This window comes from Anoxybacillus sp. FSL W8-1294 (assembly GCF_037965005.1).
GTDB classification, from domain to species: Bacteria; Bacillota; Bacilli; order Bacillales; family Anoxybacillaceae; genus Anoxybacillus; species Anoxybacillus flavithermus_G.
This window is the reverse complement of sequence record NZ_CP150179.1, coordinates 1,549,289-1,573,049: the sequence shown is the minus strand read 5'-3', so window position 1 is coordinate 1,573,049 and position 23,761 is coordinate 1,549,289. Positions and strand designations below refer to the sequence as shown.

Here is a 23,761-nt window from a genome sequence, read left to right as displayed (position 1 = left end):
ATAATTATTGTTGTTGTTGCGTTTATAATTGTGGGGGTGCAGTGAATAAGACGAATAAAATGTAGATAAACCTTATATATCCAACTTATATATCCAAATGGATATTTTAATCCAGCATACTCGGTGCGATGCAATATCTCATCTGGATGCTGTAAGACGCGTTGTTCAAACTAGGTAATAACTGGCGATATTATTTTGATCATTAATTTGTATGTTGCACAAATACACGACAAGCGCAGTGAGCCACGGACCATATTGTACATGATTTGTGACATGTGATGGGAACTCGGCTTGTTGCACGCACCGATAGTGCGGACATGATTTCACTTCGCGTTCATGTTGTGTGACTTCCATCGTCACGGGAGACAGATCCAATACTTTACAGTCATCGACTTTGAACGGTTTTACGTCACGCAAAGAAGCCCCACATCTTTGACACGTATGGACGCGATGGACGACACGATGGAGTGGCTGTTCTACTTGCCGGAGTGTCGTCCCTTCATGTCTCTCCTGTCCACCAGACTTTTTGTCAGACGGTTCGCAATAGGAAATATTTTTCATAAAGCCAAGAGGATATTGGAATATGACTATTCTTAACGCAAATGTTCATTTTCTTGAATGAGTTGATGAATGAGCTGTTTTTGTTGTTGGACTTTGTGGATTAAGCTTTCAACCGTAAATACAGCTTGTCGTACCGTCACCATGCAATTCACACTTGTCTATCTGTATTCACATCATAGACAAGGAAAGAATATTCGGCTCACTTTATGAGGCGGATGATATAGTTGCGTGCTGAAAATCCGATTCTACAACATAAATTTTTTAGAAGGAGAAAGACTATGAATGCATCAGTTTCATGTCTGAAAAGTTACAGATTAAATCAATCACTAGTGTTGCATTAATTTGATTTTAATATTAAAAAGACTCACAATCTTCACTTATTTTATTTTGTGAAAAGAAAAAGTCCTTTATAATGGATAAGTCAGGTGGTAACCCGTCCAAATCCACTAAAAAGGACCAAACTCATGGACAAGATTACACGAAAAACTTCATTTGGACAATGGTTTTCGCCAATAAATCTTCAATTATTTGAAGAACAGGTGAAAACGATGAAATTAGATTACTATACGAAAAAATTAACGACAGAGTCATTTCTAAAATTACTGCTTTTTGCGCAATTGGAAGAAATCGAAAGTCTCCATGCGCTAAGCGATTGCCTTTTTGATGACCAGCTTCAAAAAGGGGTCGGCCTTAATTCTATCAGTATTTCACAGTTGTCACGGCGATTAAATGGTATAAACCCAGATCTATTTCAAAAGCTTTTTCTTGATTTAGTCGCAAAAATTCATGCCAAAACACAACACACAAAACGGGTCATGCCTTTAAAAATCATTGATTCAAGCACATTGCCACTTAATTTGACCAACCATAAATGGGCGAAGTTTCGTAAAACAAAGGCGGGTGTAAAGCTACATTTGCGCCTTGTGTTTATGGAAAAGGGGATATCCTATCCTGAAAAAGCTTTGATGACAACGGCAAGAGAACATGACCGTGGACAGCTTGAAATCATGGTGGATGACAAGGAATGCATGTATGTGTTTGACCGTGGCTACCTAGACTATGAGCGCTTTGATCGTATGACGGATGACGGCTACTTCTTTCTTTCCAGACTACGGAAAAACGCTGTTATACGGGAAGTTTATGATTTTAAACTACCCGAAGATACGAGTGTTTTGTCAGATCAAATGGTATTGATTGGAACAACTCAAAACCGTGCTGAAAATTACTTTCGCCTTCTAAAAGTGATGGATTCAAAAGGAAATGAACTCCATTTAATCACAAATCGTTTTGATTTAAGCGCCGAAGAAATTTCCGAGATGTACAAATCACGATGGGCTATTGAACTGTTTTTTAAATGGATCAAACAACATCTCAGCATCAAAAAATTCTATGGTCAAAGTGAATGGGCGATTCAAAATCAAGTATTTATCGCACTTATTGTTTTTTGCCTACATGTTCTGGCACAAATTGAAACAAATAGTACGCGAAAAACCTTACAAATTAGCCGTTATTTAAGGGCTGCATTGTGGAAACCAGCACATATCTGGCTTCGAAAAATTGAAGGAAAAGCCATCCCTTAATAAGTAAATTGTCGTCGTCGCACAGGTCTAATTGTCAATAAATTTCCAAATGGATGGAGTCACCTTTAATTGGGTATTCACCTTTTTGGCTCTAAACAGGAAAAATAATAAAACTGAAAATTACGACAATATTTATGCAACACTAGTGATTAAATACAAATTATTTAGGAAAAGATAGTTCTGCACAAGTAAAGAGTGATATTCAGTTGGAATATCTTTTAGAAATGGATGCCTTACCTTATTATATTTCTTCAGACAGAACATATTCAGATGGGGATATTAGAGATTGTTTTCCAAAATGGTTAACCAATCTACATATTATTATGCTACAAAATGAGCTTTATCCATTATTAAAGTGCGTAAAGGTTTTTTCATTAGATCTATATAATCATGTCCCTATTAAACAATATTTAAAAGTGAATCAAAAAATTAATGTGGAAACTGTTAAGATATCGAAAGATGTCTTGTGTAAAATTCCTGATTGCATTTTTGTGTGAGGTGATTTATGTAAATGTATATATTTAATCAAAAAGGTTCACCTTTTATATTGAAGGAAGCCGGTGTATATCGTTCATTGTTTCAAAATGCACCCAAAAAAGTATTTATCCGTCCCTCTCTTTTAGAAGGGGCTCATGGGGGAGCGACTCATTTTGAAATTTCTCGAGTAATCAAAGCTGCCTTAGGTGAACATATTGAGCGTACTTCTTTATATTTGAATTTAGGGAATTTTAAACAAAAAACTGTACACGCTTTAAACTTAGTAACATTAAAAACAATCGAAATCCCATTAAAAAGAGTTTTGCTTTGTTATAATGCTAAAGTTTTTGATGGAGATCTAGAGGAAGGAATCGATTATAACGATTCATGTGGTGTTGCATCACATGTTAGTTCTTTTCGCGCAGTAAATAATGCATTTTTAGAGTTTTTTGAAAGACAGTGCTTTGTACATAACTGGCTTACACAGTCTTCAGGTAGAGAAATTAGGCAAGAAACAATAACTAGTGAATTGCTAAAGGAATTAATATATAAGGCAAAGCAGTTTGTAGACGATGTTTTCTTTTTTGACATTTCTTTACATAACAACTTGTATGTTATTCTCACATTAGGCTTTGGTAAACAGTATATGGCAATAGGATTAAGTAGCCATTGGAATTTGGAAGAAGCTATGTGTAAATCATTAGAAGAATGGTTTCAGTTTTTTGGTGGTAAGGTGAGTAAATACTATCTTTACGAAAAAAATAATATAGATTACAAAATGGCACATAGAGAATACAAGAGCAATTCTAACTATGTTCATTATGATCCTTGTTACTATTCTAACTACTTTTTTAGCACTTTCACACCTAGTAAGTTAAAGGAGAGCTTTGGTTACTTATTTGAACGTTCCATATCTATTGATTATAGAGAGCAAAGTAACCATCGAAGTGTTTCTTTTACAAACTGTATAAAAGAGATTTCAGAGGATTTACAATTAGATATTTTATGTGTATTTATTCCTTGCGTTTTAGAGAATGTTCCAGCAAAAATAGTTAAGGTTCTTTCTGAGAATGGTTATCCTCATATGCTAACGCAGTGGCTTAACCCACGGGATTACGTGTTTAGTAGGGTATTTAACCAAAAGGAGTTTCCAAACGAAGGCAAGCCCATTCCGTTTCCATGATAACTGATAAGAGAGGGAAGAGACGATTGTATGTTAAGAAGAACATGGGAATTTTTCGTTTTGTTCAATAAAGAGGTTTTTTATAATAAGATTGCGTTTTTTTGGACACTTATTATTCCAATCATTTTTATTGTTTTTAATAATCTTGATTGGTTCTTAAAATACCCAGATTATAGTACTTTTCGACATAATATATCCTTTTATTGGTGCTACATGATTTTGATTACTGCCATAAATGGAGTCGGAGTAAGTATTTTAATTCTTCGGGATAATGGGTTTTTAAAGATGTTTAAGTTTATTGCGCGAACCAAAACTCCTATCATTGTGGGAAGAATTTGTTCACAGTGGCTTTTCACAGTTGTTAATATTGTCATTTTTACTGTTGTGAGCTCACTGCTATTCCGCCAACCGATTTTCCCATTATTAAGTGCTATCATGGTTATTGCTTTCATAGCGCTATTACCTGTTTTTCTTTCTTTTTTATGGATCGGTTCTCTGCCATATCGTCAGGAATCAGTTTCTCCTATATTTACAATTTTAGTGTTTATACTTATATATTTGACGAAATTTTCTTTAAAGGAAGGTAATATGTTTGTATTAGAATGGCTTAATCCAGCAGTGTTTATTTTGTATTTGTCTAAACTAGTTTGGACTTTTGAACACAATTGGAATGGAGAATTAATTTATCAATTACTACTAACGATTTTAGTTTATGTTTTTATAGGAGTCATATCCTATCGCAGAATTAATGTTATTCCAAAAATAGGAATAAATGAGAGAGAATAATTCTATTTTAAATGCTCTATTCCGAAAAAAGGTAATAAAAAATGATTTTTGAGGGAGGAGAAACTGTGAAAGTAAACTCTTTGACATATTATTATAAAGATCAGGTGAAACCAGTATTAGATAAATTATGTATAGAGTTTGAAACTGGAAAATTAAACGTTATTATTGGGCCAAATGGTGCGGGTAAAACTACATTATTGGATATTATATCTGGGGTTATATCTACAAATCAGTTTAAAAGCCCTTTTTCTGAAAAAGATATAGTATACCAATTACAGGGGATTCCTCTTCCCGCAGCAATGAAGGGAAAAGACGTTATTCGCGTAATCTTTAACTGTGATAGTGAATTTCCTTTTATAGAAAGAATAAAATTATTTGAACAATCTTTGAATTCGAGAGAAAGAGAATTGTTCAATAAATTATGGGATCGAAAAATTGGACATATGTCTGTTGGTGAGAGAAGATGGCTACTTATTCGTTCTATATGTCAACTTGAACGGGAATTGTATATTTTCGATGAACCAACGTCCGGAATTGATCCAGACGCAAGACTTTTTATTCTTGAGAGTATCGACAATTTGGTTAAAAAAGGGAAATTAGTAGTGATGACAACTCATATTTTATATGAATTGGAATATATAGATTGTAAATTATATTTTTTGCATAGAGGGAATATTTTATATGCAGGAGACTATATATCGTTTTTAAATAAATATAATACCCAAAATCCTGATGTCGCCTTCCAATTATTTCTGAATGGGGATGGAGATGCATAATATGAAAAAGTTATGCTTGTCTAACGGTCTACGTTTAATTATTGATCAAGTTCCAAATAGCCGATCGATTTCTATAGGTGTTATGATTCGCGTAGGCACAAAACATGAAACAAAGAAAACAAATGGAATAGCACATTTTATTGAACATCTTTTATTTAAAAATCGCATCGGTTCTGATAATTTGTACGGAAATATCTATATTGAGGAGTTAGGGGGGAAAATTAATGCATTTACGGGGAAAGAGTTTACATGTTTTTACATGCATATTTTAAATGAATATCTAAACGAAGCTTTATGCATATTAAGAGATATGGTTTTTTCTTTTTCGATTTCTAATTTTGATTTTGAAAATGAAAAAAGAGTAGTGATCCAGGAGATATATCAGTATCAAGATAATACATTAGAAAAAGTCAAGATAGCATCTCTAGCGCATGCTTTAGGTGAAAGTTCTTATGCATTTGATATTTTAGGCACAGTATCTAATATAGAGTCGTTTACGTTAACTGAAGTGTATGAGTTTTATCGGAAATTTTATTTATCAAATAATACTGTTGTTTCGATTTCAGGAGATGTAAAAGAGGACATGTTACATGATATAGTGAAAATATTAGAAAATATCGGTTTCGGAAAGACAGTAGACAAGAAAACACAACCTATAATGTTTAATGGAGGTATTAATTACATTCCTATCCACAGTCAAGAATACCAGTCTCACATGTGTATATTGTTTCCTGCTATTTCATCTGATGTTCCTATGCGTGAGTATTATACTTATTATATCATGAGCCATCTTTTTGGAGTAGGAAGAAATTCTCGATTAAACAAGGTGTTACGTGAAGAAAGAGGGCTAGTCTATAATATCCAGTCTCATCCAATAGTGTTTGAAGAGGTAGGATTGTTTCGAATCTTAGCTTCAACGGGCAAAGAAAATTTGTGGGATGTGCATAGTGCAATTATGGAAGTTATTGAAAGTGTCAAAGAAGTAGGGATTACACTAGATGAATTTAATCGTTCTAAAAGAGTTCTTAAGAGCGAAATAATATTCTTAACTGAGAATACGATACAAAGGATGTTTTTCTTTGGCCAGGAGGAGCTTTTAGGTATACATAAATCTTCTGATGTTGATAAAATTTTGGAAACTATTGATGCTATTGATGTATGGGAAGTAGAAAATACATTAAAGGGTATATTTGACGATATTTACTCTTTAACTGTAACTATTCCCCCCAGTGCTAGTGTGTAAAGTAGCCTAGCACATATAGGATGATTCTGTCATAGAAAATGCCCTACGTAGTGTGGAAAGAACACGATCTATTGTTTTATCCGACAATAGAAGGAGCCAGTTCTACCCGTTTTTCCGTGCTTGTTGAGTGTAGAAATGATGCTTTTTGCGATACAAAACAACTGGGCGAACGAACATTCCTGAGATGTTCTATTTAACTTTGAACATACAAAGATCTCGTTCGTCTTGGTTGTTGTCAAAGGGAACGTGGGTTTCACTCAAAAAAGCGCAACGCTTTTTCCTTTCGATTTTGAAGTCTCTGAATCAATGAGAGCACTTTTTTCGACAACGGCGTCATCCCTTCCAACTGATGTTTGGCTTTCGCGAGTATGCGATCATACATGCGATTCCAACGTTTTGTTTCTTTTCCAAGCAGAAAGCCACCATATTATTCGACCACTTGTTTAGCGTCTAATAGAAACGCAGGTACATGTTTCGCCTGTGTATGCTCTTGTTCACCGGAAAATATTTCAACTTACTCTATAATGTGGCTGATTATTTATCTATTCGTTGTGTATAATCTAAAATAACATTAGAGATTCCATCCCACGGCATTCATCGTTTCCTTTCTCTTGGGAGGTACTGCATTTTCTGTAATCACCAGATTGAATGACAAGGGTTATTTTCTCTTGATTGAATCGTTCTAGACCGATTCGTACGACGACCTCTGCTGACTTCTGATGTTCAGCTACTTTAGGTTATGAAGCGTACTTCGCGTATCCATCAGACCTCCCCGAGTAAGCGTGCCATCTTCCCTTCCATCTATCTGCTTCATTCCCTCTGTATCACCTTTAGCAGAAAAGCTTTTGTTTAGCAAACTCATTCAATGATATCTAGCCTTATTATGAAGAACGCCGTAATATTCGACATTAAATCACCGATGCCTGCCAAAATAAATCGTTCAGGAGCTTGCTGAATGATATGTAAATCAGCTAAAATGCCGAACGGTACTTTGGCGGGAACGGTTGTTTTTCTACCATGAACAAGTAACGAGCAGTTTGTGCTTGCAAAACCGTCATTTGACGCAGATGTTGGTATGCTAAGAAACGGCACTTGTCGTAAAAACGCCATATACTTGCCGCAGTCGATATCTTTTATTTTTCCAGCACGCCATTGTTCGAATAATCGTTTCCCTTCAGGAAAATATTTTTCAATAACAATCCATATAAGTTGAATTAAAGATTTACAACTGAACACACAAACGATCGATCGTTTGTTCTGGTTTCTGGTTGATTCGCTGAATAAAGGCTTGGACATTCTTTCTAATTTCTTGCACACTCGAATAGAACACGTTGTAAATCACGTCTGATTTCAGCCATTTCCATAGCCCTTCAATCAAGTTCAATTGCGGACTGTATGGTGGCAAAAAGACGAGCTCTAACCGATCTTCGTGTTCTTTTAAAAATGGCTGAATGAGTTTGGCATGGTGAATTCGAGCGTTATCTAAAATCATCACTATTTTGCCTGTGGGATAGCGTTCTAACACAAGTTGAAGAAATCGAAGAAATGTTTCCGCGTCATAGCGTTCTTCTTCGATGCAAAACACTTCCCCTGTTTCGTAGTTCAACGTGCCAATCAGCTTCAGCCCTTGATGTTTTCCAAACGTCGGAATGATTCGTTGTTTTCCTTTGACAAACCATGTTTTTTGAATCGCTTGGTAATCACGAATCATCGACTCATCTTGAAAGAGGACATGGGCGATGTTCCCATCTACCAGTTTTTTTTTACTTCAGGGAAGGTGATTTCGACGAATTCTTTTTGTTTCTCTTCATCGGCATTGGCTAGTGTATAGGTCGGTTTCGTATAGCTTAGCCCTAACCGATGCAGAATGTCACTTGTTCCGCGAAGCGTGTATGTTGGCCCCCACTTTTGTTGAATGAGTTCAGCGATTATCGCAAGCGTCCAATTATATTTTGCTTCGAATCCCACATCTACGGGGAGCTGATGTTCAATGATCAAAGCCAGCTCTTTTTCCTGCTCAGGGGTCAATCGACGTGGGGCGCCAGGTGAGTATTTCATCTCCAGTCCATCAAGACCGCGCTGGGCGTAGGCATGAATATAGTTATAAATAGTTTTCTTGGATCGACCAATAATCGTTGCGATTTCTCCTTTGGTATATCCCTGCAAATGAAGATAAATCGCTTGGTAGCGTTCATATGCTCGTTTACTTTTTGCTTCTTTCATGGCAGTGGACAACTTTTCGATCTCGTCTTTGTGATTCGGCATCGTATCTTCTTTCCGTTCCCCTATTTTCTTTTTTTATTATTCACCGTGGAACGGGAGAAAACCTTTATTTCAATTTATACAGTAAAAGTCTTTATGCGAAATCGTCCCGTCAAAATCAGAAACAAACGCCCATTTGTTCATGAGATAACCTCCGTTTTTTGTATATGCATTCATCAAAGAAATTGAATCGCTTGGGCAACATCGTAGTCGCTTTGTTGTAATGTGGTAGATTGCCCAAGAATCATTTTCGCAAGCTCTGCTCCAACATACGGTCCTGCAGTCAAGCCGGATGCGCCAAGCCCATTCGCCACGTAAAGGCCTTCGATTTGTGGTACTGAACCAAATATAGGTAAAAAGTTCGGTGCATGGGGACGGAAGCCAACACGTGTTTCCACATGGGTCCAATCCGCTAAGTGAGGGGCAATAGTTAATGCTTTATGTAACACTTCGTATAATCCACCAGCAGTCACACGACAGTCGATATCGACACCGTCTTCATGTGTAGCTCCAACAACCATTTTTCCTTTTGGAAAGGCGAGTAAATATTGATTGTTTGGTGGCATGACGACAGGCCAATGATCGGTATGTTGTTCGGGATGTTGTAGATGGACAATTTGTGCTCGCTGCGGTGTGATGAGAAAATGAATGCCGAGCGGCAAAAGCAATGATTTCGCCCAAACACCTGCTGTGACAACGACCGCATCTGCTTCAAAACGTTCATTCCCAACTGTTGCGCCAATGACCCGTCCATTTTTATGCAAAAGGGTCGCGCTTCCTTTTACATATGTTGTTCCTAGTTGAATGGCAGCATGAATAAGAGCACGTCTTAATGCACGCCCATCCACTCGGGCAGCACCGCTTACATATATCGCCTCGTACCCATCGCTTAATACGGGAAAGCGCGTTATGACTTCCTCCGAAGACAAACGCGTAACCTCTCCGATTTCAGGGGCCTCTTCACGTCGTTTGTACACGCGTTCTTCCATACTTTGCAACTTGTCGGAATCATAATGTAAACAAATGACCCCGACACGTTTGTATCCTGTTTGATGACCGTACGCTTGCAATTGTTCAATGAGATAAGGGTAAAATGCTGCTCCTCCTTTTGCAAGGGCATACCATTTTTTGTTTCTGCGTTGCGATGTCCATGGACAAATTATTCCCGCCGCAGCATCAGTTGCTCGCCCTTGATCTTCACGGTCGATTAAAATGACGTTTGCTTTTTCTTTTGCTAAGTGAAAAGCAACAGAGGAGCCAACAATTCCACCGCCAATGACGATATAACGATTCATCGTTTACACCTTTCCTTTTCGTGATACTGTATCATTACGATAACATAGGACGTCAACTACCCAACGACTAAAGCCGTGGGCTTGCAACTCCCCAGAAGTGCAAGCGGATGTTATCCTCCTTCCTTCACTTGGGGTTGCATCAGGGCAGGTTGACAACTACCCAACGACGCAGGTCATGCCTGTGTCGTTCCTTCAACGATGTACTCGATTCCTTTTCGTTGAAGGTTCATCGCACCAACTCGGTCATCGTTTGAGGTATATCCGCATGTTCGACAACAAAACGTGTGCGTTTTCTTATTTCGGTTTGCTTTCTCTGTATGTCCGCATTTTGGACATGTTTGGGATGTGTATGTTGGGTCTACCACAATCACTTTGGCTCGGTGTTTGTGTGCTTTGTACTCGATTTTTTGTCTTAAATCATAAAACGCCCAAGATACCATTTCATACCGATGGTTAACGGACACTTTTTCTGTTCTTTGGCGAACACCTGTTAAATCCTCTAACACAAACAGCGTGTTCTTACCATAACGCTCAACGAGTGCCTTACTGATGCAATGGTTGACATCTTGCATCCAACGGTTTTCTCGTTGACCGATTTTCTTTAATCTTCTACGAGCAGACGGAGTTTGCTTTTTTTGTAGTTGTCTGCGGAGTTGTTTATACTTTGCTCGTTTGTGTTTGATGTGTCTACCTTTGAAAAATAACGTCTGTCCGTTTGAATCATAAACAGTCGCAAGAAAATTTACACCCATATCTACGCCAACCACTTGGCAAATGTGATGAAGGTTTGCTTCTTCCATTTCTTTGGATACAGGGATATGGAGAAACCACTTTTGATGTTTATTCACTAACTTTGCTGTTCCAAACGTCCATGTTCCGTCGAAATACGTTTCAAGTTCTTTCGTTTGAAAAGGAACTTTGATTCGTCCTTCTAACGTATTGATGGAAAACAACCCTTTGGTTAGGCTGTAATCTCGATTAAAAACGAGGTCTATTTGCGGTTTTTTAAACGCAATCTGACAACGCTTATGTTCATTGGTTTGGTTGGTTTTATATTTTGCAATCACCGTTTTTAACACAGACTGTGCCATTTGAGATTTTAAGCCAAATGTAGAGCGAAGTTTGCGGTACGTCATCTTGTGAAGTTTGGCTTGCACAAGGGTGTTTTCTTTGTATATCACTTCCGACACCGCATTGCACGCATCACGATATGCTTGCATCGTTTTTTGAAGAAGTTGTTCTTGTTCAGATGTCGGTAAAATTTTAATTTTTGCTGTTAAAGTCAATTTCATGTCCTCACCACCTTTCACTAATTTTATTTTATATTTTTTTAGCGAAAAATAAATAAAAAACGCATTCCTCCCCATGCTTGAAAGCAGGGGTTTCCTGCGTGATTAATCATGAAAAAAGCAAGGGTCTTCCCTTGCCTTTTAATAAAACCATTTTGCCATTTCATAATATAATGGCATGCCGATTGTTAAGTTAAATGGGAAGGTGAGCCCGAGCGCCATGCCGAGATAAATAGCAGGGTTTGCTTCTGGAACGGATGCACGCATCGCAGCTGGAGCTGCAATGTATGAGGCGCTAGCGGCAAGTACGCTAAGTAAAATCGTTCCTCCAAAAGATAGACCAGAATAATAGCCGATCACAACGCCTAAAAAGCCATATACAGGGGGGAGAAGGATGCCTAAGGCAAGCAATTTGAGCCCGTATTTGCGCACGGCCGCAAGTTGATTTCCGGCTGTTAACCCCATTCCGAGTAAAAAGAGAACAAGAATGCTCGGATATAAATCAATAAATAAAGGTTTTACAATGGTAAGAGCTCGATCTCCACCAATGAGCCCGACGAGAAGGCTGCCGACCATTAAAAAGACGCTTTTTCCAAATAACCCTTCTTTAATGATTGGTCCATACACAGATGTAGCAGAGAAGCGATATACCATTTCTTGTTTATGTGAACGACTTTCTAACAATTTCAATATGACAAGCGATACAATAATCGCAGGACTTTCCAATAAGACGACAAATGCATTCATATAGCTTTCGTAAGGGATATTTGCTTGTTCGACAAAAGCGAGTGCAGCACCGAATGTAACGATGCTAACTGAACCATATGTTGCGGCAATACCTGTTGCGTTTTTACGATCAATGCCAAGACGACGACAAACAGCAAACGTAATAATTGGGATGATGATACCAAGTAATAATGTTCCAACTAGTGGACGAATAAGCTCACTAAAAGAATGTTCCGCAAGTTCAATGCCACCTTTCATACCGATGGCGATTAATAAATAAATGCTTAACGATTCATTTAATCCTGTTGGTAATTTTAAATCCGATTTGACGAGAGCAGCAATAATGCCAAGAAGAAAAAATAAGATGGCTGGTGACGTTAAATTGTTGATAATCATTTCTTGCATGACAATCCTCTCCTTACGTTTCTGTTTTTATATTCAACAAAAAAACCGGAAACATTTTTCGATTCGATCGAAAAATATTTCCGGCTTATCTTTTACTGACCACAATGGGCCTTTAAAAGATCAACCTTGTATATCGATTGGCTCTTGTAACAAAAAGACGATCATCCGTTCCCCGGTTTTTGTACTAATATCCGTATGCATACTTGTTACTTGTTTACCTGTTAATGTATAAATCATTTGTTTTAACTGCTCGCTACCTGATTCAATTAAATCGGCACGAATGCGTTTAATAGACAACATTCCTTCTTTTGTTTCACACAATGCTTTTTCGGCAGGAGTTAAAATACCGCGCAACTGTACGATGACCATATTTCGTAAAATATCCGTTTTGACGGAGAGAGGACCGCGGCCTAAATATTCCTTCTCCCATTGAGTAAGGGCGCGACTAATTTGATCTTCTAGTTCTCCTTTTGTTCTCATAAGAATCCCCCTTTAGAAACGAAAATCGGCATGCTTCACGTATACACCATGTGAAACATACCGATGCATCTTTAGCCTAAACAGTTTCAACGTTTGCCTTTTCGCTTTCGCCATGTCACCACGTCAAAAGCGCTAAGGTAAAACAATGGAACTGCTTGGCTATCAATCACTCGGTGCGATAATTTGTTTTTAATTGTATAAAGCTTCAAAAATTATGTCAAGAGAAAAGATTAATGTTATCTATCGATATGCCATGATAGAATAATAAGGAAAGGAGAAGATAGGGAATGGGGGAGAAAGTTTGAAACTATATTTTATTGTCAATCCTTCGGCTAAAAATGGAAAGTGTAAAAAAATATGGAATAAAATTGAGCGGATGCTTCAACAGCAGCATATTTGTTATCGTGTTGTGTTCACACAAAAACAAGGAGACGGAGCGAAATTAGCACAACAAATAGCAGAACAGACAAATGAACCGATTGCATTCATTGCGGTCGGTGGGGACGGGACAATTCACGAAGTCATGAATGGGGTGGCCATGTACAGCCATGTGACTACAGGGTATATGCCCGCCGGGACAGGAAACGATTTTGCTCGTGGGATACAAATTCCAATAAAATGGAGCGAGGCTCTTAGCTATATGTTGTCGAGTGTTAAGGACGGGCATGTGGATGTGTATGACATCGGAACGTTCAAAGGAGCAAAGCAAGGTGTTTTTGTTAATAATGTCGGTTGTGGATTTGATGCGCATATTTCACGTAAGGTAAATGCGTCCAAATGGAAACATATTTTAAATCGCTTATATTTAGGGAAGTTTGTCTATATGTTTTATTTATTGAAAGAATTATTTACATATGAACCGACAGCTGTAAGAGTGACTGTTGATCAAAAACAATATACGTTTTCAAATGCGTGGCTTGTCACCGTTGCGAATCATCCGTATTATGGCGGTGGAATGAAGATTGCTCCATTTGCGCAGTCAAATGATCAACATTTTGATGTCGTTGTTGTCGATAATATATCACGTTTGAAATTACTCGCCTTATTTGTGACGGTTTTTTGGGGTGGTCATATAAAGATGAAAGAAGTACATACGTTTCGAGGGAAATATATTCATATTTGCAGCAACACGTCTCTTCCTCTCCATGCAGACGGCGAGCAAATTGGGGAAGGTGAGATTACGATTTCAGCAAACAAACAAATACGTGTACTGAAGTAGCCCGCATAAGAAAAAAATAGTGAAAGGCTCTTGTTGTCGCTAAGAGCCTTTAATACTTGTTTTGCATATGTCGCAATATTTCATAGGCGCGATCGCCAAGCAGTGCAAGTAGTTGCTCGAATATCGCATCTCGCTGTAGATCAAGCTCAATAATTTGTTTTGCTAAATCTATAGCTTTCTTTTCCATCGGCAATCTCCTTTCGAAGTTGTTCATATTTTTTTCGCAGTTCTGTTAGTGTCCAATGATGTATTTCTCCTTCTTCATGTAGTTTGTCGATATAAAATTGTTTTTGTTTCATCGTTATTTGCAGAAGGGTTCCCATTTCCTTTCCTCCTTCCATCATTTATTTGATAATCATTATATCGCTTCTCTATGTTGTAAACAGCACTTTTGTTACTTTTCATAACATAAATAATAAGTTTTGTTACTTTTTATAACAAAAATCATTCCAATATTCATAAAATACTGTATATTAATGTTATAAAATATAACGTACATGAGGGGGATGAGGATGGAATCGTATAAACATAAAAAAGTTATTTCAATTGGTATTGTTAGTGAGTTAACAGGTTTGTCACCGAGACAAATTCGGTATTATGAGGAGCGCCAACTTATTTTTCCTGATCGGTCAAAAGGGACGAGAAAGTATTCTTTCGCGGATGTTGAATGGCTCGTTGAGATTGCAAACAAACGAGAGGAAGGAGTGCAAACACGGGAAATTCGCTATGAAATGATGAAAGAAATTCGTGAAACGATGAGAAAAGGACAAATTAATGCTCATTTCCGTTCGCGTATGTAAATGACTCATTTCCGTGTTATAATGATAGCGGAAGGAGAGTTTCGGGCATGTTTATTGAGTTCCCGTTGGATCTGTTTACGTATGTATCGCTTTTTAGCGTTTTTATTGTCGCGATGACGTGTTATGTGACGCGTCAAGCGAAGCATCCTTTCTTCGTTCAGCGTTTCATCGCTCACGATGCAAGCGATGTTGTAATGGCAAGTGATATGTATGATATGCCGCTGTGTATGCGATTTGTTACGTTTCGACAGCGGAAAATTCCGATAAATGAGCAGTCGCATGCTAGCGATGAAGAAGGAAGGTGGCTCCTTGTTTGCTTATAATTACAAACAAGGAGGCATAAAATCGTGAAAAAATGGATGTTTTCGTTTTTTGTTGTAATATTAAGTGCATGTAATCGAAATGTGCCGATTACAGAGCATAGTCAAGGTGTATGGGATCATTATTTTGTTTACCCAATGTCAAAGCTATTACTGATGCTTGGACACGCATTTCAAGAAAATTACGGGCTTGCAATTATTGCGTTGACGATTGTTGTCCGTTTTGGGTTGCTTCCGCTCATGATTAAACAATTTCGTGCTAGTATCGCAATGCAACGCATTCGTCCTGAAGTACTAAAGCTCCAGCAAAAATACAAAGCAACAGACATGGAGACACAACGAAAGCTACAACAAGAAATGATGAAACTATATCAAAAGCACGGTGTCAATCCAATGAGCGGTTGCCTGCCGATTTTTATTCAAATGCCTATTTTCATGGCTCTATATTACGCGATTTCGCGTACAGAAGAAATTAAACTACATTCATTTTTATGGATGCAACTCGGTCATCGTGATCCATATTTCATTATGCCGATATTAGCAAGTTTAACGACATTTATTTCGATGCGTTTATCTCCATCTGCCACAACAACAGAAGTAGCGACACAAATGAAAATCATGTCATATGTTATGCCTGTGATGATTTTTATGGGGGCAAGTTCTGTCCCTTCCGCTTTATCGCTATATTGGGTCGTTGGTGGATGTTTTTCGATTATTCAGTCGCTTGTGATGCGTGCGCAATGGAAGAAGCATCAAGTAGAAACTGCCAAATAACCTGCTCGCTAGCTGAGCAGGTTTCTTTTCGTCAAGGGGTGAAAAAATGAAAGTGATTATTGCAGAAAAGCCTGATCAAGGAATGACGCTTGCATCGATTTTTCAAACAAAAAAACGAGAAGGATACATTGAAATTTTACCAAATGAGTTGTTTCCGAAAGGGGCTTATATGACATGGGCTGTTGGACATTTATTTGAATTAGCCTCTCCAGAAAAGTATGAAGCAAGTTGGAAACGATGGACGCTCGATACGTTACCGATTATTCCGAATCGTTTTCAATATGAGATTGATCGAAAAAAGGCGAAACAGTTTTCGATCATTAAGCAATTGCTTCATAAACCGGAAGTGACTGAAATTATTCATGCTGGTGATGCAGGGCGAGAAGGGGAATTAATCATTCGAAACATCATTTATATGAGCGGTGTAAAAAAACCGATCAAGCGTCTTTGGATTTCATCGTTAACACCAAAGGCGATTGAACAAGGATTTCGTCAGTTGTTGGATGAAAAACAGACACGTCCTTTATACGAGGAAGCGTATGCGCGAACATGTGCAGATTGGCTTGTCGGTATAAACGCCTCGAGGGTGTATACGATTTTATTGAAGCAAAGGGGAATGAACGATGTCTTTTCCGTTGGACGTGTGCAAACGCCAACACTCGCTCTAATTGTGAAAAGAGAAAAAGAAATTGAACAGTTTCGCTCGGAGCCGTTTTGGGAAGTTGTTGCTACATTTGATGTGGACGGAAAACGATACGAGGGAAAGTGGTGGCACGAAAATGAGACGCGCACATACGATCGAGAGCTTGCTGAGAAAGTGAGCGCGTTTTGCAGACGAAAACAAGTAGAGGTAGCAGAAGTTGTATGTGAACGAAAAACATTTTTACCGCCGCTTTTATTTAATTTATCAACATTGCAGGCAACGGCAAACAAGCGGTTTAAATATTCGCCACAAAAAACGTTAGATATATTACAAAAACTATATCAAAAAGGATATGTATCGTATCCACGCTCCGATTCACAATATGTAACTAAAGGAGAAGCGGAAACATTTCCACATATCTTAAAACAACTTTCACAAAAGGAAGAGTATGCTCCTTATTTTCCGCTTGTTCATGAATCAATTTTACATAATAAACGTTATGTAAATGAAAAGAAGGTAACAGATCATTATGCCATTATTCCAACTGAACAAGTGCCGAATTTGACAAAGTTAAGTCAGGATGAGCGAAATATTTACGACCTTGTCGTTCGGAGATTAATTGCTGCTCATAGTGAAGAAGCTATATTTGATTATACAACGATTGTAACCGTTGTCGATGGACGTGCTCGTTTTATTTCAAAAGGAAAGAAACAAATACAAGCAGGATGGCGGGACGTCCTTATGTCACAAGATGATGATGTACAACTTTTACCGAATGTACAAAGTGGAGAAAAAGGAACGGTATATGATGTGTATGTGAAAGAAGGAAAAACACAGCCGCCAAAGCGATATACAGAAGGCGAACTGATCACGTTAATGAAGACAGCAGGGAAGTTTTTAGATGATGAACAACTGGAGAAAGTATTAGCGAAAACAGAAGGACTTGGGACGGAAGCTACCCGCGCCTCCATTATTACAACGCTAAAACAGAGAAATTATATTGAGATAAAAAATAATCAAGTATATGTAACTGATAAAGGAAAAGTATTAATTGACGCAATCGGCCCGCACCTTTTGGCGTCTCCTGAAATGACAGCAAAATGGGAACAACGATTAAGTGAAATTGGCGAAGAAAAAGCATCGGCCACAGCATTTATGGAACAAGTGAAAAAATTGGCAGCGAAAATTGTGGCCGATGCGGTACAAGTGGCAAATCATTGGTCATTTGAAGGACTAGATACCACTTCGATTCAGCAGAAGAAAAAAACAACGATCGGAAAACATGTCGGGGTTTGCAAGCTTTGTGGGGGCTCGGTCATTGATAAAGGCTCGTTTTACGGTTGTGTCAACTATGCAAAAACAAAGTGCTCATTTACTATTTCAAAAACGATATTGGGCAAATCGATCTCACAAGCAAACGCCAAAAAATTATTAGCAGAAGGAAAAACGAGTGTTATCAAAGGGTTTAAAAAGGGAGAAAACACATTTAATGCTGCGGTTATATGGGATGAAAAAGAAAAACGTATATCGTTTTCGTTTGAAAAATAGGAGGCTTCCCTCCTATTTTTCAACTTCGCCTTTCCACTCATTCATACCGCCGGTCATATTATATATACTTGAGAAGCCTTCTTTTACTAGCAATTCGCTTGCTTGCGCTGAGCGATTACCGGAACGACAAACGACAATATACGTCTTGTTTTTGTTCAGTTCATCTACACGATCTGGAAGATGTTGTAAAGGTAATAAAATAGCTCCAGGAATATGACCGGAAGCATATTCCTCTTCTGTACGGACATCGAGCACAACAACGTCCTCTTTTTGCATCATTTGTGCAGCTTCATCGACAGAAATGTTTGTATAACGGTTTTGTGCACATCCGCTTATGATGAAAAGAAATGTAAATAAAAAAGAAAACCATTTTTGCGTCAACTACCCAACGACTAAAGCCGTGGGCTTGCAACTCCCCAGAAGTGCAAGCGGATGTTATCCTCCTTCCTTCACTTGGGGTTGCATCAGGGCAGGTTGACAACTACCCAACGACGCAGGTCATGCCTGTGTCGTTCCTTCAACGATGTACTCGATTCCTTTTCGTTGAAGGTTCATGGCACCAATTCGGTCATCGTTTGAGGTATATCCACATGTTCGACAACAAAACGTGTGCGTTTTCTTATTTCGGTTTGCTTTCTCTGTATGTCCGCATTTTGGACATGTTTGGGATGTGTATGTTGGGTCTACCACAATCACTTTGGCTCGGTGTTTGTGTGCTTTGTACTCGATTTTTTGTCTTAAATCATAAAACGCCCAAGATACCATTTCATACCGATGGTTAACGGACACTTTTTCTGTTCTTTGGCGAACACCTGTTAAATCCTCTAACACAAACAGCGTGTTCTTACCATAACGCTCAACGAGTGCCTTACTGATGCAATGGTTGACATCTTGCATCCAACGGTTTTCTCGTTGACCGATTTTCTTTAATCTTCTACGAGCAGACGGAGTTTGCTTTTTTTGTAGTTGTCTGCGGAGTTGTTTATACTTTGCTCGTTTGTGTTTGATGTGTCTACCTTTGAAAAACAGCGTCTGTCCGTTTGAATCATAAACAGTCGCAAGAAAATTTACACCCATATCTACGCCAACCACTTGGCAAATGTGATGAAGGTTTGCTTCTTCCATTTCTTTGGATACAGGAATATGGAGAAACCACTTTTGATGTTTATTCACTAACTTTGCTGTTCCAAACGTCCATGTTCCGTCGAAATACGTTTCAAGTTCTTTCGTTTGAAAAGGAACTTTGATTCGTCCTTCTAACGTATTGATGGAAAACAACCCTTTGGTTAGGCTGTAATCTCGATTAAAAACGAGGTCTATTTGCGGTTTTTTAAACGCAATCTGACAACGCTTATGTCCATTGGTTTGGTTGGTTTTATATTTTGCAATCACCGTTTTTAACACAGACTGTGCCATTTGAGATTTTAAGCCAAATGTAGAGCGAAGTTTGCGGTACGTCATCTTGTGAAGTTTGGCTTGCACAAGGGTGTTTTCTTTGTATATCACTTCCGACACCGCATTGCACGCATCACGATATGCTTGCATCGTTTTTTGAAGAAGTTGTTCTTGTTCAGATGTCGGTAAAATTTTAATTTTTGCTGTTAAAGTCAATTTCATGTCCTCACCACCTTTCACTAATTTTATTTTATATTTTTTTAGCGAAAAATAAATAAAAAACGCATTCCTCCCCATGCTTGAAAGCAGGGGTTTCCTGCGTGATTAATCATGAAATTATCGCCTCCGTATATAATCAAATACCCATACGTGTATTCTGGTTTATTTTTTCGATTTCTTCAAACGTTTCGACACCATTGTTATGTCTATATGTAGTACAATAGGAAGAAAGGTTTACATGGAAAGAAGGAGAGAGCATGTGCGGATCTATCATCGACTTGATTGGAAATACGCCCGTTGTTAAGCTCAATCGGGTTGTTTTTCGGGAGGGAGCAAGTGTATATATAAAGCTCGAGTCGTTCAATCCGGGTGGAAGTGTAAAAGATCGTGCGGCCAGACGAATGATTGAGCGGGCAGAGCAAGAAGGGAAAATTGTCCCTTTTCAAAGCACGATTATTGAACCAACATCAGGGAATACAGGAATTGGGTTAGCGATGGTATGCGCAGCGAAAGGTTATCGTTGCATCATCACGATGCCAGATAATGCGACAAAGGAACGAGTGAATTTATTGAAAGCATATGGTGCGGAAGTTCACTTAACTCCCGCTTCTTTACGTATGCAAGGAGCGATTGATGAAGCATATCGGCTTGCGGAGAGTATTCCAAACAGCTTTATCCCCATGCAGTTTGAAAATAAAGCAAATCCAGATGCTCACCGAATAAGTACAGCAGTTGAAATTGTAGAGGCATTTCCAGAAGGAATTGACGCGTTCGTGCTTACAGCAGGAACAGGGGGGACGGTAACAGGAACAGGGGAGGAGTTGAAGAAAACATTCCCTCATTTACGCATTTATGTTGTGGAACCATACGGATCCCCCGTACTTTCTGGAGGACAACCGGGGCCGCATAAAATTCCAGGTACTGGACCAGGTTTTATTCCGCCTATTTTAAATCGCAAGGTGTATGATGATATTTTGCTTGTCAAAGATGAAGAAGCACAGATGATGGCGCGGCGATTAGCTGCAGAAGAGGGGATTTTAGTGGGGGCTTCAGCTGGGGCAGCTGCCTTTTGTGCGGTTCAAGTGGCGCGAACTCTCCCGAAAGACGCACGTGTGCTTTGTATGGCACCAGATACAGGAGAGCGATATTTGTCCTCCGATTTATTTAACGGATAAGAGAGAGAAAAATTGTCGAGGCTATGAAATAAAAAGGAGTGATTGTATGTTTCGAGAAGAAGTAAAAACAATAGGAGGCCTTCGTCTTCATGTCATTCCGACGAAAAAATATAAGACGAATACGCTCGTATTAAAGATGAAAGCACCGTTATGTGAACGAGATGTAACGATGCGAGCCCTTATTCCGTATGTGTTACAAAACGCTACCGAGCGACATCCGTCGATGAAAGCGTTACGTACATATTTAGACGAACTATATGGTGCTACGTTACAAGTCGATTTAGCGAAAAAAGGAGAAAATCATATTATTACGATTCGAATGGATGTGGCAAACGAAAAATTTTTAGGCACCACATCTCCACTATTACGCGAAGCGTTGACCCTCTTTAGCGACATACTATTTCGCCCACTTACTGAACAGGGTGAATTTTCTGTTGCGATCGTTGAGCAAGAAAAACGGGCATTGAAACAAAAAATACAATCGTTGTTTGATGATAAAATGCGATATGCTCAACATCGACTCATCGAAGAGATGTATAAAGGTTCGCCTTATGCACTCGATGTTCACGGTAAACTGAGCGATATTGATACAATTGATGCTAAACGTTTATATAAACATTACGAACACATGCTGAAACACGATGAAATAGACTTATACATTGTCGGAGATGTGGCGTTAACGGACGTAGAACATGATGTTGTGGAACGTTTTCCGTTAGAAGCTCGTTCGTTATGTTCAACTGAAACGACAACGTTAACAAAACGAACAAGCGTGCAAGAAGTTATAGAAAAACAACATGTGAAACAAGGAAAGCTACATCTTGGTTATCGAACAAATACGACATACAACGATGCAGATTACGATGCGTTACAAGTGTGGAATGGGATCTTCGGTGGGTTTGCACATTCAAAATTGTTTATGAATGTGCGCGAAAAGGCAAGTTTAGCTTATTATGCAGCTTCGCGTATCGAAAGTCATCAAGGAATGATGATGGTCATGGCAGGAATTGAACCGAGCAATTATGAGCGTGCACTTGAAATTATTCATGCTCAGGCAGAGGCGATGCGTAACGGGCAATTTAGCGATGAGGAAATTATTCAAACAAAAGCAGTCATTCGTAATCAATTATTAGAAACAGTTGATACAGCGCGTGGAATGATTGAAATTTCCTATCATAACGTCATCGCGACGCGGCAACGTCCATTAGATGAGTGGTTAGAAGCGATTGAAAAAGTGACGTATGAGGATATTGTTCGTATAGGTGAAAAAATTGAATTAGATACAATTTATTTTTTAACAGAGAAGGAAGGTGAGAAAAAATGAAGATTATTCGCTACGATCAGTTGCAAGAACAATTATTTTATGAGCGATTAAACAACGGATTAGACGTTTACATTTTACCGAAAAAAGAATTCAATAAAACATATGCAACGTTTACGACAAAATACGGTTCGGTGGATAACTATTTTACTCCATATGGAAAAACGAGCATGAAAAAAGTGCCGGATGGCATCGCCCATTTTTTAGAGCATAAATTGTTCGAAAAAGAAGATGGCGATGTATTTCAAATATTTAGTAAGCAAGGGGCATCAGCGAACGCTTTTACATCTTTCACACGCACCGCCTATTTATTTTCGAGTACGACAAATGTAGAAAAAAATTTAGAAACTTTACTTGACTTTGTCCAAAAACCATACTTTACAGAGCAAACAGTCGAAAAGGAAAAAGGGATTATCGCTCAAGAAATTCGTATGTATGACGATAACCCGGATTGGCGTCTATATTTCGGAACAATTGAAAGCATGTACCACAATCATCCTGTAAAAATTGATATTGCAGGAACAGTGGAGTCGATTTCACATATTACGAAAGATTTATTGTATGAATGCTATGAAACGTTTTATCACCCGAGTAATATGTTGTTGTTTGTTACCGGTCCAGTTGATCCATTGACTATACTCGAACAAATTCGCACAAATCAAGCAAAAAAAACGTTCCGTTCGCCAACAGACATTGAGCGATTTCACTATGAAGAACCATCCCATGTCGCCCGTGAAAAACATGTCATTGAAATGAATGTACAGACATCTAAATGTCTCGTTGGTATAAAGGCGAAAAATGTATATACAAAAGGAAAAGAAAAATTAAAGCATGAATGCGCGATGGGATTATTGCTTGATCATTTGTTTGGAAAAAGTTCATCGCACTATGAGCGGCTATACCAACAAGGATTAATTGATGAAACATTTATGGTTGATTATACAGAAGAAAGTGATTTTGGGTTTGGTTTAATTGGTGGCGACACATTATACCCTGATCAATTAGCAGAAGAAATTCAACGCATTCTTGTGCAGTTTTCCGATATTGGTGATGAACAAGTGGAGCGGATGAAAAGAAAAAAAATCGGCTCGTTTTTACGATCGTTGAATTCGCTTGAGTATATTGCGAATCAATTTACTCGTTACGCATTCGACCAAATGAGTTTATTCGATGTTGTAGAGGCGTTACAATCATTGACATCGGATGATATAAAAGCGGTAGCCCGTGAATGTTTTGTACCCGAACAGTTTACGGTATGCCAAGTTGTTCCGAAAAGGTGAAATG

21 protein-coding genes and 3 pseudogenes are annotated in these 23,761 nt (G+C 38.4%); 13 read left to right on the top strand and 11 right to left on the bottom strand.

What is annotated here, in order from left to right:
* Window positions 1-207: 207 nt before the first annotated feature.
* Window positions 208-704: pseudogene (locus NSQ23_RS08400) on the bottom strand (IS66 family transposase zinc-finger binding domain-containing protein); the annotation flags it as partial.
* Window positions 705-1,025: 321 nt separating this feature from the next.
* Here NSQ23_RS08400 and NSQ23_RS08395 point away from each other — a divergent pair.
* The 5 genes from NSQ23_RS08395 to NSQ23_RS08375 all read left to right on the top strand — a co-directional run bounded on the left by NSQ23_RS08395 (window position 1,026) and on the right by NSQ23_RS08375 (window position 6,606).
* Entirely contained in the window at window positions 1,026-2,141 is a 1,116-nt protein-coding gene (locus tag NSQ23_RS08395; protein ID WP_064214425.1) for an IS4 family transposase, read from the top strand.
* Between the two features lie 511 nt (window positions 2,142-2,652).
* Window positions 2,653-3,801 carry a YcaO-like family protein gene (locus NSQ23_RS08390; RefSeq protein WP_064220516.1) on the top strand — a complete coding sequence of 383 codons (1,149 nt, stop codon included), beginning with the start codon at window positions 2,653-2,655 and terminating at the stop codon, window positions 3,799-3,801.
* Between the two features lie 30 nt (window positions 3,802-3,831).
* The gene (locus tag NSQ23_RS08385; RefSeq protein ID WP_004890727.1) at window positions 3,832-4,587 is read left to right on the top strand and encodes a hypothetical protein; all 756 of its coding nucleotides are present in this window, start codon (window positions 3,832-3,834) and stop codon (window positions 4,585-4,587) included.
* A gap of 65 nt (window positions 4,588-4,652) precedes the next feature.
* Window positions 4,653-5,363, top strand: coding sequence for an AAA family ATPase (locus NSQ23_RS08380; protein ID WP_155116425.1), 711 nt, complete (start codon window positions 4,653-4,655; stop codon window positions 5,361-5,363).
* 1 nt (window position 5,364) lies between these two features.
* Entirely contained in the window at window positions 5,365-6,606 is a 1,242-nt protein-coding gene (locus tag NSQ23_RS08375) for a pitrilysin family protein (RefSeq protein WP_064214547.1), read from the top strand.
* A 6-nt stretch (window positions 6,607-6,612) separates the two neighbouring features.
* Here the strand turns inward: NSQ23_RS08375 and NSQ23_RS08370 are convergent.
* The 7 genes and pseudogenes from NSQ23_RS08370 to NSQ23_RS08340 all read right to left on the bottom strand — a co-directional run.
* Window positions 6,613-7,138: pseudogene (locus NSQ23_RS08370) on the bottom strand (transposase); the annotation flags it as partial.
* 359 nt (window positions 7,139-7,497) lie between these two features.
* Window positions 7,498-7,734, bottom strand: a pseudogene (locus NSQ23_RS08365) (iron-containing alcohol dehydrogenase); the annotation flags it as partial.
* Between the two features lie 94 nt (window positions 7,735-7,828).
* Window positions 7,829-8,871, bottom strand: a protein-coding gene (locus NSQ23_RS08360; RefSeq protein ID WP_339170135.1) for an IS630-like element ISBs2 family transposase whose coding sequence is annotated in 2 segments (ribosomal slippage) — window positions 7,829-8,368 and window positions 8,371-8,871 — 1,041 coding nt in all. Because the reading frame shifts where the segments join, the coding sequence is not laid out codon by codon here.
* A 173-nt stretch (window positions 8,872-9,044) separates the two neighbouring features.
* The gene (locus NSQ23_RS08355) at window positions 9,045-10,163 is read right to left on the bottom strand and encodes an FAD-dependent oxidoreductase (protein WP_004890711.1); all 1,119 of its coding nucleotides are present in this window, start codon (window positions 10,161-10,163) and stop codon (window positions 9,045-9,047) included.
* Between the two features lie 173 nt (window positions 10,164-10,336).
* Window positions 10,337-11,455, bottom strand: a complete 1,119-nt coding sequence (locus NSQ23_RS08350) for an RNA-guided endonuclease TnpB family protein (RefSeq protein WP_064220628.1) — start codon at window positions 11,453-11,455, stop codon at window positions 10,337-10,339.
* A 138-nt stretch (window positions 11,456-11,593) separates the two neighbouring features.
* Complete coding sequence (locus NSQ23_RS08345; RefSeq protein WP_339170130.1) at window positions 11,594-12,583, bottom strand: sodium-dependent bicarbonate transport family permease; 990 nt, start codon at window positions 12,581-12,583, stop codon at window positions 11,594-11,596.
* Window positions 12,584-12,703: 120 nt separating this feature from the next.
* The gene (locus NSQ23_RS08340; protein WP_339170127.1) at window positions 12,704-13,063 is read right to left on the bottom strand and encodes a DUF2294 domain-containing protein; all 360 of its coding nucleotides are present in this window, start codon (window positions 13,061-13,063) and stop codon (window positions 12,704-12,706) included.
* 301 nt (window positions 13,064-13,364) lie between these two features.
* Between NSQ23_RS08340 and NSQ23_RS08335 the strand changes: the two genes are divergently transcribed.
* Window positions 13,365-14,282, top strand: coding sequence for a diacylglycerol kinase family protein (locus tag NSQ23_RS08335; protein WP_339170124.1), 918 nt, complete (start codon window positions 13,365-13,367; stop codon window positions 14,280-14,282).
* Window positions 14,283-14,331: 49 nt separating this feature from the next.
* On the opposite strand, the gene NSQ23_RS08330 is transcribed toward NSQ23_RS08335, so the two are convergent.
* The gene (locus NSQ23_RS08330; RefSeq protein WP_006323411.1) at window positions 14,332-14,469 is read right to left on the bottom strand and encodes a hypothetical protein; all 138 of its coding nucleotides are present in this window, start codon (window positions 14,467-14,469) and stop codon (window positions 14,332-14,334) included.
* A 325-nt stretch (window positions 14,470-14,794) separates the two neighbouring features.
* On the opposite strand from NSQ23_RS08330, the gene NSQ23_RS08325 reads away from it, so the two are divergent.
* The 4 genes from NSQ23_RS08325 to NSQ23_RS08310 are packed head-to-tail and all read left to right on the top strand — an operon-like array spanning window position 14,795 to window position 18,367.
* The gene (locus tag NSQ23_RS08325) at window positions 14,795-15,082 is read left to right on the top strand and encodes a MerR family transcriptional regulator (RefSeq protein WP_006323413.1); all 288 of its coding nucleotides are present in this window, start codon (window positions 14,795-14,797) and stop codon (window positions 15,080-15,082) included.
* 47 nt (window positions 15,083-15,129) lie between these two features.
* The gene (locus NSQ23_RS08320) at window positions 15,130-15,405 is read left to right on the top strand and encodes a hypothetical protein (protein WP_004890702.1); all 276 of its coding nucleotides are present in this window, start codon (window positions 15,130-15,132) and stop codon (window positions 15,403-15,405) included.
* Window positions 15,406-15,441: 36 nt separating this feature from the next.
* On the top strand, window positions 15,442-16,176 hold the full coding sequence (gene yidC, locus NSQ23_RS08315) for a membrane protein insertase YidC (RefSeq protein ID WP_192949391.1): 735 nt from the start codon (window positions 15,442-15,444) through the stop codon (window positions 16,174-16,176).
* Between the two features lie 46 nt (window positions 16,177-16,222).
* On the top strand, window positions 16,223-18,367 hold the full coding sequence (locus tag NSQ23_RS08310; RefSeq protein WP_339170118.1) for a DNA topoisomerase III: 2,145 nt from the start codon (window positions 16,223-16,225) through the stop codon (window positions 18,365-18,367).
* 12 nt (window positions 18,368-18,379) lie between these two features.
* On the opposite strand, the gene NSQ23_RS08305 is transcribed toward NSQ23_RS08310, so the two are convergent.
* Window positions 18,380-18,748, bottom strand: a complete 369-nt coding sequence (locus tag NSQ23_RS08305; RefSeq protein WP_004890691.1) for a rhodanese-like domain-containing protein — start codon at window positions 18,746-18,748, stop codon at window positions 18,380-18,382.
* A gap of 117 nt (window positions 18,749-18,865) precedes the next feature.
* Window positions 18,866-19,984 carry an RNA-guided endonuclease TnpB family protein gene (locus tag NSQ23_RS08300; protein WP_004889056.1) on the bottom strand — a complete coding sequence of 373 codons (1,119 nt, stop codon included), beginning with the start codon at window positions 19,982-19,984 and terminating at the stop codon, window positions 18,866-18,868.
* 254 nt (window positions 19,985-20,238) lie between these two features.
* On the opposite strand from NSQ23_RS08300, the gene cysK reads away from it, so the two are divergent.
* Genes cysK through NSQ23_RS08285 form a run of 3 tightly spaced genes read left to right on the top strand, consistent with a single transcriptional unit; the run spans window position 20,239 to window position 23,757 of the window.
* Window positions 20,239-21,156, top strand: coding sequence for a cysteine synthase A (gene cysK, locus NSQ23_RS08295; protein WP_339170116.1), 918 nt, complete (start codon window positions 20,239-20,241; stop codon window positions 21,154-21,156).
* A gap of 46 nt (window positions 21,157-21,202) precedes the next feature.
* Window positions 21,203-22,480, top strand: a complete 1,278-nt coding sequence (locus NSQ23_RS08290) for a pitrilysin family protein (RefSeq protein WP_339170115.1) — start codon at window positions 21,203-21,205, stop codon at window positions 22,478-22,480.
* Window positions 22,477-23,757: a pitrilysin family protein gene (locus NSQ23_RS08285; RefSeq protein WP_064220908.1), complete on the top strand. Its 1,281-nt coding sequence runs from the start codon at window positions 22,477-22,479 to the stop codon at window positions 23,755-23,757. Before NSQ23_RS08290 ends, NSQ23_RS08285 begins: the two co-directional genes overlap by 4 nt.
* Window positions 23,758-23,761 lie beyond the last annotated feature (4 nt).

Coding starts and splice junctions, on each gene's coding strand:
- yidC (WP_192949391.1), top strand. CDS start 15,442: ATGTTTTCGTTTTTTGTTGTAATATTAAGTGCATGTAATCGAAATGTG.
- NSQ23_RS08285 (WP_064220908.1), top strand. CDS start 22,477: ATGAAGATTATTCGCTACGATCAGTTGCAAGAACAATTATTTTATGAG.
- NSQ23_RS08320 (WP_004890702.1), top strand. CDS start 15,130: ATGTTTATTGAGTTCCCGTTGGATCTGTTTACGTATGTATCGCTTTTT.
- NSQ23_RS08390 (WP_064220516.1), top strand. CDS start 2,653: ATGTATATATTTAATCAAAAAGGTTCACCTTTTATATTGAAGGAAGCC.
- NSQ23_RS08300 (WP_004889056.1), bottom strand. CDS start 19,984: ATGAAATTGACTTTAACAGCAAAAATTAAAATTTTACCGACATCTGAA.
- NSQ23_RS08340 (WP_339170127.1), bottom strand. CDS start 13,063: ATGAGAACAAAAGGAGAACTAGAAGATCAAATTAGTCGCGCCCTTACT.
- NSQ23_RS08375 (WP_064214547.1), top strand. CDS start 5,365: ATGAAAAAGTTATGCTTGTCTAACGGTCTACGTTTAATTATTGATCAA.
- NSQ23_RS08310 (WP_339170118.1), top strand. CDS start 16,223: ATGAAAGTGATTATTGCAGAAAAGCCTGATCAAGGAATGACGCTTGCA.
- NSQ23_RS08385 (WP_004890727.1), top strand. CDS start 3,832: ATGTTAAGAAGAACATGGGAATTTTTCGTTTTGTTCAATAAAGAGGTT.
- NSQ23_RS08350 (WP_064220628.1), bottom strand. CDS start 11,455: ATGAAATTGACTTTAACAGCAAAAATTAAAATTTTACCGACATCTGAA.
- NSQ23_RS08325 (WP_006323413.1), top strand. CDS start 14,795: ATGGAATCGTATAAACATAAAAAAGTTATTTCAATTGGTATTGTTAGT.
- NSQ23_RS08345 (WP_339170130.1), bottom strand. CDS start 12,583: ATGCAAGAAATGATTATCAACAATTTAACGTCACCAGCCATCTTATTT.
- NSQ23_RS08290 (WP_339170115.1), top strand. CDS start 21,203: ATGTTTCGAGAAGAAGTAAAAACAATAGGAGGCCTTCGTCTTCATGTC.
- cysK (WP_339170116.1), top strand. CDS start 20,239: ATGTGCGGATCTATCATCGACTTGATTGGAAATACGCCCGTTGTTAAG.
- NSQ23_RS08330 (WP_006323411.1), bottom strand. CDS start 14,469: ATGGAAAAGAAAGCTATAGATTTAGCAAAACAAATTATTGAGCTTGAT.
- NSQ23_RS08355 (WP_004890711.1), bottom strand. CDS start 10,163: ATGAATCGTTATATCGTCATTGGCGGTGGAATTGTTGGCTCCTCTGTT.
- NSQ23_RS08395 (WP_064214425.1), top strand. CDS start 1,026: ATGGACAAGATTACACGAAAAACTTCATTTGGACAATGGTTTTCGCCA.